Here is a 10,531-nt window from a genome sequence, read left to right as displayed (position 1 = left end):
ATGGAACTTCGAAGAAGTTCGCTGACGTCCATTCTCACCTAAGGAAAGTTTCTAAGAGGACTTTGTCTTCAATTTGAAAGATTGGCAAAAACCAATCTTTTTTCTAATTCTTCCCTGCCTCTTGTCCCATTTCTTGGGTGCGTTTGTAGGCCGCTTCCACTCCTGCAATAATGTCGCCTCGTAGGCCGACTTGTTCTAAGCGATTGACTCCTGCGATGGTTGAACCACCTGGGCTACAAACTGCATTCTTCAAGCTTCCAGGATGTTGACCCGTCTCTAGGACCATTTGGCTAGCTCCTTGGAAGGTCTGGGCCGCCATCTGCAAGGCTTGCTCTCGTGAAAGTCCCAAGGCTACTCCCGCATCCGCCATAGCTTCGATCATCTGATAGACAAAGGCTGGACCACAACCTGCTACAGCAGTTGCAGGATCGATCAATTTTTCTTCGATTTCATAGAGAGCTCCTGCTCCTGCTAAGAGCTGTTTGATTTGGGCTAGTTGCTGGTCTGTCACTGCTTGGGAGCGGGTCAGACTGATGACACCTTGACCAATGGCTACGGGCGTATTAGGCATGATGCGGATGAGCCCCACCCGCTCATTTTTAACTACATTTGCCATTTGCTCCAGTTCCAGACCTGCTGCCATAGAAACCAACAGGAGATTGGAACGTTGTCCCAAAATGTCCTGGTACTCTTCAAGTAAAGGACAGATTTGATAGGGTTTGACACCTAAGAAGATGACCTCAGCCTCTTGAAAGATTTGTTCAAGACCAGACGCTGTTCCCCCAAACTGGCTGATAAACTCTTCCACCTTTTGTGGGGAACGGTTGACCAAGAGCAGGTCTGTGCTAGCCACTTCTTTTGCGACCGCTTTGGCTAGACTAGCTCCCATATTTCCAAGACCGATAAATGCTACTTTCATGACTTACCTCACTTGACCATTTCCACTGACGATATACTTGTAACTAGTCATCTCCCGCAGTCCCATCGGTCCACGCGCATGGAGTTTTTGAGTCGAGATCCCCATCTCACACCCTAGGCCAAATTGACCTCCATCTGTAAAGCGTGTAGACGCATTGACATAAACGGCTGCTGAATCTACTTGCTTGGTAAAATAAGCGGCTGTCTCAGAATTTTCAGTCACAATGGCATCCGAATGATGGGTGCTGTGGGCTTCTATGTGGTCCACCGCTTCCTCAACTCCATCAACGACCTTGACTGCTAAAATATAATCTAAAAATTCGGTATCAAAATCCTGCTCCTGCGCTGCAGTCCCCGAAATAATAGCCTGTGCGTCCTCATCTAGACGCAACTCAACCGATCTTTCCCGCTCATCCACTAAGCGCTCTTTGACCAAGGGCAAGAAATCAGACGCGATCGCTTGATCGACCAACAAGACCTCCATCGCATTGCAGACAGAGGGGCGACTGGTCTTGGCATTATCAATAATCGCTAGGGCTTTCTGGAAGTCAGCCTCCTTGTCCACATAGACATGAACAATTCCAGTTCCTGTCTCGATCACGGGGACAATGGCATTTTCAACCACTGCTTGGATCAAGCCAGCACCACCTCGTGGAATAAGCAAGTCCAGGTAGCCCTTGGCCTTCATCATAGCAAGGCTGGAAGCTCGACTCGTATCTTGGATCAATTGGAGAAGGTCTGGATTGAGTCCGGCTTCTTCCAATCCACCCTTGAGTGCGGTCACGATCGCTTGGGCGGAATGAAAGGCATCCTTTCCAGTACGAAGAACCACTGCATTGCCACTCTTGATGGCAAGGGCTGCAGCGTCTGACGTTACATTTGGACGGCTTTCATAAATGATCCCAATGACGCCCATGGCTACTCGAACTTTCTGGATTTCAAGACCATTTTCCAAAACTTCAGTATCCAGCACTTCCCCAATCGGATCTGGCAGATCGATTAAAGTACGGATCCCTTGTGCCATCCCTGCAATCCGCTCTTGATCAAGAAATAGGCGATCTAGCATGACTTCGGAGATCTTCCCGCGTGCCGCTTCCATATCGATTTGATTGGCTGCTAAAATGGCTTCTGTCGCTTTCAGAAGCTGGCTGGCCATAGCTTCTAAGGCCTGATTTTTAAGAGCTGTACTGGCCGTATTGATGCTTTTCTTAGCCGATTTCGCTAAGGCTAATTGTTCTTGTGTTGTTCCCATACGTTTTCCTCTAGAATTCTGTAAAGAGTAGGTCAATCTCAGGAGTTACCGAGATCCAGTCATCCCGGTGGATGAGGATTCCCTTGGCTTTTTTAGATTGGAGTAGATCGCGCACAGCTGATTGGCCGAGACAGACCTTGCCTTTTCCTAGTAATTGACCAGTCTCTTGATGATAGACGCTGACGATGTCGTGATAAGAAAAATCGCCTTCTGCCTTGGTCACACCAGAAATCAATAGACTCTTTCCATGATCCAACAGGGCTTGCGCTGCTCCAGCATCTACCCAAACAGCTCCTTTACTTTCTGCATAAAAGGCTAGCCATTGCTTCTGGGTTTTTAAGCCCTTATCCTCTGCAAGGAAGTAACTGCCATCTGCTTGCTCTTCTGCTGCTTCGAGCAAGGCATCCGGCTTGAGAGACGAGCAAATATAGACAGGAACTCCTGACTCGGTCGCAAGGGTGGCTGCCTTGAGCTTGGTCAGCATACCGCCAGTTCCATTGCTACTGCCAGCACCACCCGCCATCTCGATCATCTCACGGGAAATGTGTTCGATTCGATCCAAGCGCTTAGCTGTTGGATCCTGAGAAGGATTGGCTGTATAGAGACCATCGACATCTGTTAAAAGCACCAAAAGATCAGCTTGAACCATGGCTGCAACCTGCGCACTCAAGGTATCATTGTCACCTACTTTTAACTCGGCAATCGAGACCGTATCGTTTTCATTGATAATCGGAATGGCCCCACGATTAAGCAAGACAGATAGGGCCTGGCGCGCATTCTTATAGCGGCGCTGATCCGCAAAGTCATCCTGGGTCAACAAAATCTGCGCAGAAACAATGTTGCGTAAGAGCAGGTTAGCTGTATATTCTTCCATCAGTAAGCCTTGCCCAACTGCTGCAGAAGCTTGCTTGTCTGCCACCTTGGTCGGCCGTTTTTTAAAACCAAGGGCACCAAATCCAGCAGCAACTGCCCCTGATGAGACCAAGATCAACTCATGACCTGATTCATGTAAGAGAGCCAACTGCTGCGTAATGACCTTGACCTTCTGTCTGGAGAGACTCCCGTCTGGATTGGTCAACGACGAGGTCCCTACTTTAAAGACGATTCGTTTTGCTTTCATCGCTGTGTTTCTTTCTAATACTATTTATTTCGTATCTAATGAAAGTGACTGAATCTCCATTCAGCCATCTTCATTATCCTTTTCGAAGGTCTTCCAGCGTTTTTTCAAAGATCGCTGGCACTTCTGCTGTAAATTCCAAGGTCTCGCCTGTACGGGGATGGGTAAAGCCGAGTGTCCGCGCATGCAGAAACTGTCCTTGTCCTTTAAGTGTCTTCTTAGGACCATAAGCAGGATCTCCAGCCACGGGATGGCCAATATAGGCCATGTGGACCCGAATTTGGTGGGTCCGACCAGTCTCCAGTTGCAACTCTACCAAGGTGTAATTCCCAAAACGTTCCAAAACTTGAAAACGGGTCACTGCAGGTTTTCCTTTAGCCGTCACCGCTTGTTTTTTCCGGTCCTTTTCACTACGACCAATTGGTGCTTCAATCATCCCACGATCGTTCGGAAGGTTGCCATGAACAATAGCCCAATACTTCCGTAGAGATTTTTTGTCTTTTAGTTCTTCTGCTAAGGCGACGTGAGCTTGGTCATTTTTTGCGACCATCAAGAGACCTGACGTGTCTTTGTCGATCCGATGAACGATCCCTGGACGCAATTCTCCATTGATCCCTGAAAGGTCCTTGACATGGTATAAGAGCGCATTGACCAAGGTCCCGCTGGTATGACCCGCACTAGGATGAACAACCATGCCTTGAGGTTTATTAACCACCACAACATCTTGGTCCTCATAAACGATGTCTAAGGGCAGATCTTCTGCTTCATAGCTGACCTCTTCCACTTCTGGGACTTCATACTGGATGATGTCTCCTTCTTTAACCGTGTACTTGGCTTTTTTCACAGTCCCATTGACCAGAACTTTTCCTTCTTTGATCTGCTCATTGGCCACAGCTCGTGACAAGGGAGTCAAATCCGCCAAAGCCTTATCCAGTCGCGCACCGGCTACTTCGATTTTAATTTCCATGCGTTTCCTCTTTCAACATCAGGATCAGGAGCAAGAAAACTCCAACTGTCAAATAACTATCTGCTACATTAAAAATTGCAAAATTCATAAAGTCCAGGTGGAACATATCAACCACGAAGCCCTGACGCAGGCGATCGATAAAATTCCCCAAGCCACCTGCAATGACCAAGGTCAAGCCCGTCACCATCCAAAGCGACCCCTTGAGGTGCTTATAGAGATAGTAAAAGGCCCCTACCATCACGACTAGAGTGATGAGGGTAAAGAACCATTGCTGATTTTCAAGAAGCGAAAAAGCTGCCCCTGTGTTTTGAAGATAAGTCAGACTGACCACATGGGGGATAAAAGACTTGACGACACCCAGTGGAATGTTCTTCACTACATACCATTTGACCAGCTGATCCAGTAGGACCAAAAGGACGATCGCTACTGGGACCATTGTTTTTCTCTTCATTTCTTACCTCTTTTGATCAAAATATTCTACCATGACCTCGACAAACTTCTCTGCTACAGGAGAGAGATCCATCTCTTCTCGTTTGACATAGACCATCTTATTGTCCAGGTTATCTTCCAAAGGAATCACGGTAATGCCATTCACCGACTGGCTATCCAAAAAGCCTGATCCCGTCGCATAAGCATCCGTCCGCTCCAAGATTCCATTCAAGGTAGCCCGGTCGGTCACATTGAACATTTGGGAGCTCGAGCTGGTATCGACAAAGTTCTCTGAATAATAGAGGTACTCATCTTTTTCTTGGGTAAAACGAACAGTTGGCAACTGAGCTAGATCTTCCATAACCAGTTTTTTCTTCTTAGCCAAAGGATGTCCTTTGCGAAGGTAAATATGAGTCTGAAAAGGAATCAAATCCACCACTTCAAGCCCTAATTTATCAACCCGTTGCATAATCCCCTTGGTATTTTGACGGTTGAGATAAATAATCCCCAACTCACTATGTCCTTGAGCCACTTCGTCCAAAATTTGAACCGTCGTTGATTCAAAGATGCGGAAATTTTTATTTTCCGGATAGCGGATCGAGAATTCCGTCATCAAAGGTGGCAGGAAGTCATAGTGCTGACTAGAAATAGAGAATTCTTTCTTCTCTTCTTCAGGACTAGCATATTGATTTTGAAAAACATCAAACCCTTTGACCACGTCCTGCGCTTTTTCATAAAATTCCATTCCCCGACGGGTCAAAAAAGTCCCTGAACTGGTCCGACGAAAAATCTTAAACCCCAGTTCTTTTTCCAAATCTCTGACGGAGATGGACAAGCTAGGCTGACTCACATACATTTTTTCAGCAGCCTCACGAAAAGTACCACTATTGGCAATCGCCACTACATATCGTAATTGTTGTATATTCATTCCATTTTCCTTATTACAGTATCGATCTATTATACCATAAATTAGGGGCTGAAAGAAGAGATCCGTTTAAGAGACCTTCATCAAGTGAAAATAAAAAACTGGAACTAAAACAGTTCCAGTTGATACTTATTCAATCACTTGGCTTTCGGCTACTTTCTTGTACCAATGAGCCGATTTCTTAGGATAGCGCTCTTGGGTTTCAAAGTCTACATAGAAGAGACCATAGCGTTTTTCATAACCATTAGACCATGAGAAGACATCCATGAGTGACCAAATGAAGTATCCTTTGACGTTTGCACCATCGGCAATCGCATCAGACAATACTCCCAAATGTTGTTTCACATAATCGATACGGCCATCATCGTAAACAGTGTTGTCCACAAATTCATCTTTGTATCCAAGTCCGTTTTCAGTGATGTAGATTTTCTTATAGTTTGGATAATCTGCTTTTACGCGCATAATTTGATCATACAATCCTTGAGGATAGATGATCCAGTCCCAGTCAGTACGAGGAACATAGTCAGGTGCTACACGACGTCCGACACCTTTAATTTGGTACTTAGAGCTTCCTTTTTCCCCTTTACCGTTGTGGATGATTTCAGTTTCACCATCAAAGGCTTCCATCCAGTCACTCATATAGTAGTTAATTCCAAGGAAGTCGTTCAAATCTTTAGCTGCTTCAAGTGCTGCAAAGTCTTCGTCACGAAGATCCAAGCTACCACCATTTACTGATAAGATGTGGTTTACACCTTCCATTGTTGCATCTGAATAGTGTCCAAGGTATGTAGCATCCAAGATAAATTTGTTGTGGATGATATCTTCCAACTCAGCAGCACGAACGTCTGCAGGATTTTTAGGATCCAATGGATACTTAGTTGGAAGGGCGTGAACAACCCCGATTTCACCTTTATAGCCTTTGTCTTTGTACAATTTCACAGCACGCGCATGTGAAACCATCATATTATGGTGTGATTGGAAGACTTTGGCAAGATCATACTGAATCCCTGGAGGGAATTTCCCTACTAAGTACTGACCATCACCGATTGGGCCGATTTCATTGAAGGTTGTCCAGTAGTTGACTTCTGGGAATTCTTCAAAACAGAAGGCGGCATAATCTACAAAGTGTTCGATGTTTTCACGGTTCAAGAAGTCTCCATTTGAGTGAAGAGCCTCAGGTGTGTCAAAGTGGTGAAGAGTTACAAATGGTTCTACATGACGTTTATGACATTCTGCAAATAACTTATGATAGAATTCTACCCCTTTTGGATTGACTTCACCATAACCAGTTGGGAAAATACGCGACCAGGCAATGGAAATCCGAATACCATTGACACCGTATTCTTCAGCTAATTGAAGGTCTACTGGATATTTGTGGTAGAAATCACTAGCAGGTTCTGCTGTATACCAATAGTTATCAGCTAAGTATTTGTCCCATGCAACAGGGCCTTTCCCATCTGTATGAGTAGCCCCCTCTGCTTGATAGGCGGCTGTAGCGCCACCAAAAATAAAATCTTTAGGAAGTGTTTTTGTCATTTTTTCACCTATTTCTTAATTGAACCAAATGAAAAGTGAGCGGAGAGGAGTTAGTGAGCCATCCATCTCCATCTCACTTCTTGTACCAAGCCACCGAATTGTGACATGAGGAGGTAAAAACGATATATTTTTACCGACGAATTAACAAGTCGATTAGGAAAATCGCCATAGCGATTTCCGTTACGATAGGAGACTGTTTCACAGTCCCTATCGTTAATCGAATTGAGCTTGAACGAATGCAAGGGCACCTTGTCCATCGCGGGTCAATTTAATGTATTGAGCACCTTCTGTCTTAGCCAGTTTGATACCTAGTTTATCTGTTTCTGCCTTCATGTCTTCATAGTTAGAAGCTACTTGAGGGGCTAGGATAACCAGGTCAAATTCTGGCAACATTTCACGGTGAGCACCATAGCCACCTGCTGCTGCTTTGACAGGAACATTGTATTCTGCTGCTGCCTTATTTAAGGCATTGGCAAGGAGTCCACTGGTACCACCACCGGCACAGAGAACCAAGACGTTTGTTTCTTTTGTGATATTATTTTGAACTGGTTCGTCTTCAACACCAGCTTTTTCAAGAATCGCATCAGCTTTAGCTGTATTGAAGTTTGCAGCTACTTTTTCTTTCAAGCTGTCGTTAGCTTTACCAGAACGTTCTTCTTCAAGAATTTGTTCATCGTAAACTTTTACGAATGGGTAGTAAATGATCACGTCTACTACAACAAGAAGTACAGCAAGGATGAAGGAAAGAACTTGGAAGTTTGTACCAAGGACAATTCCGAGAGGACCAGGTGTTACCCATGGAAGGTTGGCTGAGAAGGAGTTCATTCCTAAGGTATCAACAAAGAATTTGAAGATCCAGACGTTTGCGATTGGCGCAAAGATAAATGGAATGAAGAAGGTTGGGTTCAATACGATTGGAGCACCGAAGAGAATTGGTTCATTGACCCCGAAGAAGGTTGGAACGACTGATGCACGTCCAATCGCACGGTTTCGTTCAGATTTACATAACCACATGAAGAGGAATGGAACAATCAAGGTTGCACCAGTACCACCCATGGTAACGATAAACATTTGAGTCCCAGAAGTGATGACTTTATCTGCGTGTTGGCCTGCTTGAAGCAAGTGTAAGTTGTTATCAATATTTGCATAAGTGATCGCCGCAATCGCTGGTTCTACGATTGAAGGGCCATGGATACCTACAAACCAGAAGAAGGCATAAGCACCAAAAATAAGGGTAATTCCAAGATATCCATCTGCTGCAGAGAACAATGGAGCTAGAAGTGTTCCAATAGATTCCGCAACGGTTACACCGATAGCACCTTTAACAATCAATTCAAATGCATACAAGAGAACAATTGAAACTGTGAATGGAATCAAATCTTTGAAGACTTGTGAAATATTCGGTGGAACCTCGTCTGGCATGCGGATCGTCACATTATTTTTCACACAGACCTTATAAACATTAACGGTAACAAAGGCTGCAATGAAGGCTGTCAACAGACCTTTTGTACCCATGAAGGCTGTGAGAATGCCACCATCTTTACCAGGTTCTGCTGCCATGAGTAGAAAACCAACCATAGTAGCGAGCATGGTAGAAAGGTAGTTAATTTGATTGGTTGCTGGCAGATCTCGGTTCATAGAATCGGTCAACGCTTTAGCAGTTGTTCCTCCAACAAAGAAGGCTAAGATCCCCATTGAGTAGTTGTATGGGGTCATCAAGAAGCTTTCCATGTCTTTTGACCAGTGGAAGCCCCAAGCATTTGGCACGTAAGCAATCAAGATGAAGATAGATGAGAAGAGGATCACAGGCATCCCTGCAATAAAGCCGTCCCGAATCGCTCGCAAATATTTGTTTCGAGAAATCTTTTCAAAGAAAGGTTTCCCTTTTTCAATTAGTTCAATCAGTTTATTCATTATTTTGCTCCTCTTTTATACAGTTCAATCAGATGGTGAATCACGTCTTTTAATAAGATCGTTGTCATGAGATGGTCTTGACCATGCATCATAGTGATGCTATAAGGGATTTCTTCTCCTGCAGCTTCTTGCGCTAGCATGGTCGTTTGAGATTTGTGAGCCTCAGCAATACAGGACCCTGCTTCTTCTACTAAGGATTCTGCTTTCGTAAAATCACCGTTTTCAGCAGCTTTTAATGCTTCCATCAATTTTGATCGAGCGTCACCGGCATAAGCGACAATTTCAAACCCAAGTAATTGGACTTCTTCTTTATTCATGTTGGTTCCTCCTTATGATACCTTTTGAAAATTTTTATAATAGACGTTGAATATGCAGGGCTAAATAGACTTTTTCATTAGGAGATATCTTAGCTCCAGTCTGTTCAGCGATGGTTTGGTAGATCTGATGACTAATCTCATAAGCCTTTGGATAACTTAGCTGGATCAGTTGTTCCATCTCGCTCAATCCTTCAGGATCCTCTCTTCCCTTATCTAGGGAGTCAAGGAAATAATTGAGATGGATCATAAAGCGATCGTAGAAATGACTGTTCTCTTCTTTTCGTTTCAATCCATTTTGAGCTAATTTTTCCTCTACAGCTTTCAAAATCGCTTGGCGATCTTGGACATCAGGATCCTGCTCATGAATGACTTCCCCTTGTGCATTGATGAAGTGATAGGCGATGCGGTTCACTTCGTCATCGGGAAATTGATCCAAGAGCCGCTCTCGAAAGATTTCAATCGCTTCCTTTGCGATTTTATAAGGAATCGGATGCATAGCAGACGCATCAGGTAGATCACTGTGTTTGTATCTTCCCTGTTGAACTGCCTGGTAAGAACAGAAAATGTGATCTGTTAGTGTCACATAGATATATTCTTGAACAGGATAGGCATATTTCTTAGACAAGGTATCAATCACTTCATAAGTGGTTGTAATGAAATCAAGAGGAACATCCTTTAGAAGGGCCATAAAGTTTTCTCTTGATTCATCCGTGTTTAAACGAAATACTTTTTCGACCTTATCCTCAGCTACCAGATCATGTTTCTTTTTCCCAAAAGCAATCCCACTCCCAACAACAATTAACTCTTGTTGAAGCTCATTTTGAACCAAAGCAACATTATTGTTCATTGGATGGATAATACGATACATGAGGCTCTCCTTTGTAAAATTTGTTAAAAGCAAATAAAAATGACCACGAAGCAACTGAAAAAACTAGCCTATGCTAATCATTCAATCTACTTGTAGTCACGCCTAATCTAACTTAGTAACGCTCACTGCTATTTAACTTATGGACTTATTCTATCATAAGTGTTTTATTTTGTAAACCCTTACAGCGAAAATTTTTAAACATTTTTTTATAAAAAATAAACAAAGCCTAAATATAATGAAGAACATTGGAAGGAATTTCTTCCTTCCAATGTTCTAAATGTTGCTTTA

General features: G+C 43.8%; 10 protein-coding genes. All 10 read right to left on the bottom strand.

Features of this window, described 5'->3' with window-relative positions; all coding sequences use genetic code 11:
- Positions 1 to 103: 103 nt before the first annotated feature.
- Positions 104 to 919 carry a pyrroline-5-carboxylate reductase gene (gene proC, locus HMPREF2926_RS08340; protein ID WP_070587293.1) on the bottom strand — a complete coding sequence of 272 codons (816 nt, stop codon included), beginning with the start codon at positions 917 to 919 and terminating at the stop codon, positions 104 to 106.
- A 3-nt stretch (positions 920 to 922) separates the two neighbouring features.
- Positions 923 to 2,170, bottom strand: coding sequence for a glutamate-5-semialdehyde dehydrogenase (locus tag HMPREF2926_RS08335; protein ID WP_070587291.1), 1,248 nt, complete (start codon positions 2,168 to 2,170; stop codon positions 923 to 925).
- Between the two features lie 10 nt (positions 2,171 to 2,180).
- Positions 2,181 to 3,290 carry a glutamate 5-kinase gene (proB, locus tag HMPREF2926_RS08330; RefSeq protein WP_070587289.1) on the bottom strand — a complete coding sequence of 370 codons (1,110 nt, stop codon included), beginning with the start codon at positions 3,288 to 3,290 and terminating at the stop codon, positions 2,181 to 2,183.
- A gap of 73 nt (positions 3,291 to 3,363) precedes the next feature.
- Positions 3,364 to 4,254, bottom strand: coding sequence for an RluA family pseudouridine synthase (locus HMPREF2926_RS08325; protein WP_003001835.1), 891 nt, complete (start codon positions 4,252 to 4,254; stop codon positions 3,364 to 3,366).
- A complete protein-coding gene (gene lspA / locus HMPREF2926_RS08320) occupies positions 4,244 to 4,705 on the bottom strand; it encodes a signal peptidase II (protein WP_003001852.1) in 462 nt (153 codons plus the stop codon). The genes HMPREF2926_RS08325 and lspA overlap by 11 nt, the downstream gene beginning before the upstream one ends.
- Positions 4,706 to 4,708: 3 nt before the next feature.
- Entirely contained in the window at positions 4,709 to 5,611 is a 903-nt protein-coding gene (locus tag HMPREF2926_RS08315; RefSeq protein ID WP_003011186.1) for a LysR family transcriptional regulator, read from the bottom strand.
- A 126-nt stretch (positions 5,612 to 5,737) separates the two neighbouring features.
- Positions 5,738 to 7,144: a 6-phospho-beta-galactosidase gene (lacG, locus tag HMPREF2926_RS08310; RefSeq protein ID WP_070587288.1), complete on the bottom strand. Its 1,407-nt coding sequence runs from the start codon at positions 7,142 to 7,144 to the stop codon at positions 5,738 to 5,740.
- A gap of 213 nt (positions 7,145 to 7,357) precedes the next feature.
- Positions 7,358 to 9,058 (bottom strand): lactose-specific PTS transporter subunit EIIC, encoded by a 1,701-nt coding sequence (locus tag HMPREF2926_RS08305; RefSeq protein ID WP_070587286.1) that lies wholly within the window; start codon positions 9,056 to 9,058, stop codon positions 7,358 to 7,360.
- Positions 9,058 to 9,375, bottom strand: a complete 318-nt coding sequence (locus tag HMPREF2926_RS08300; protein WP_003002803.1) for a PTS lactose/cellobiose transporter subunit IIA — start codon at positions 9,373 to 9,375, stop codon at positions 9,058 to 9,060. The genes HMPREF2926_RS08305 and HMPREF2926_RS08300 overlap by 1 nt, the downstream gene beginning before the upstream one ends.
- 34 nt (positions 9,376 to 9,409) lie before the next feature.
- A complete protein-coding gene (locus tag HMPREF2926_RS08295; RefSeq protein ID WP_070587283.1) occupies positions 9,410 to 10,243 on the bottom strand; it encodes a PRD domain-containing protein in 834 nt (277 codons plus the stop codon).
- Positions 10,244 to 10,531: the final 288 nt, after the last annotated feature.

It is taken from the genome of Streptococcus sp. HMSC078D09 (genome assembly GCF_001813675.1).
Taxonomy (GTDB): domain Bacteria; phylum Bacillota; class Bacilli; order Lactobacillales; family Streptococcaceae; genus Streptococcus.
The sequence above is the reverse complement of the archived record's forward strand: the minus strand, read 5'-3'. Positions and strand labels throughout refer to the sequence as shown.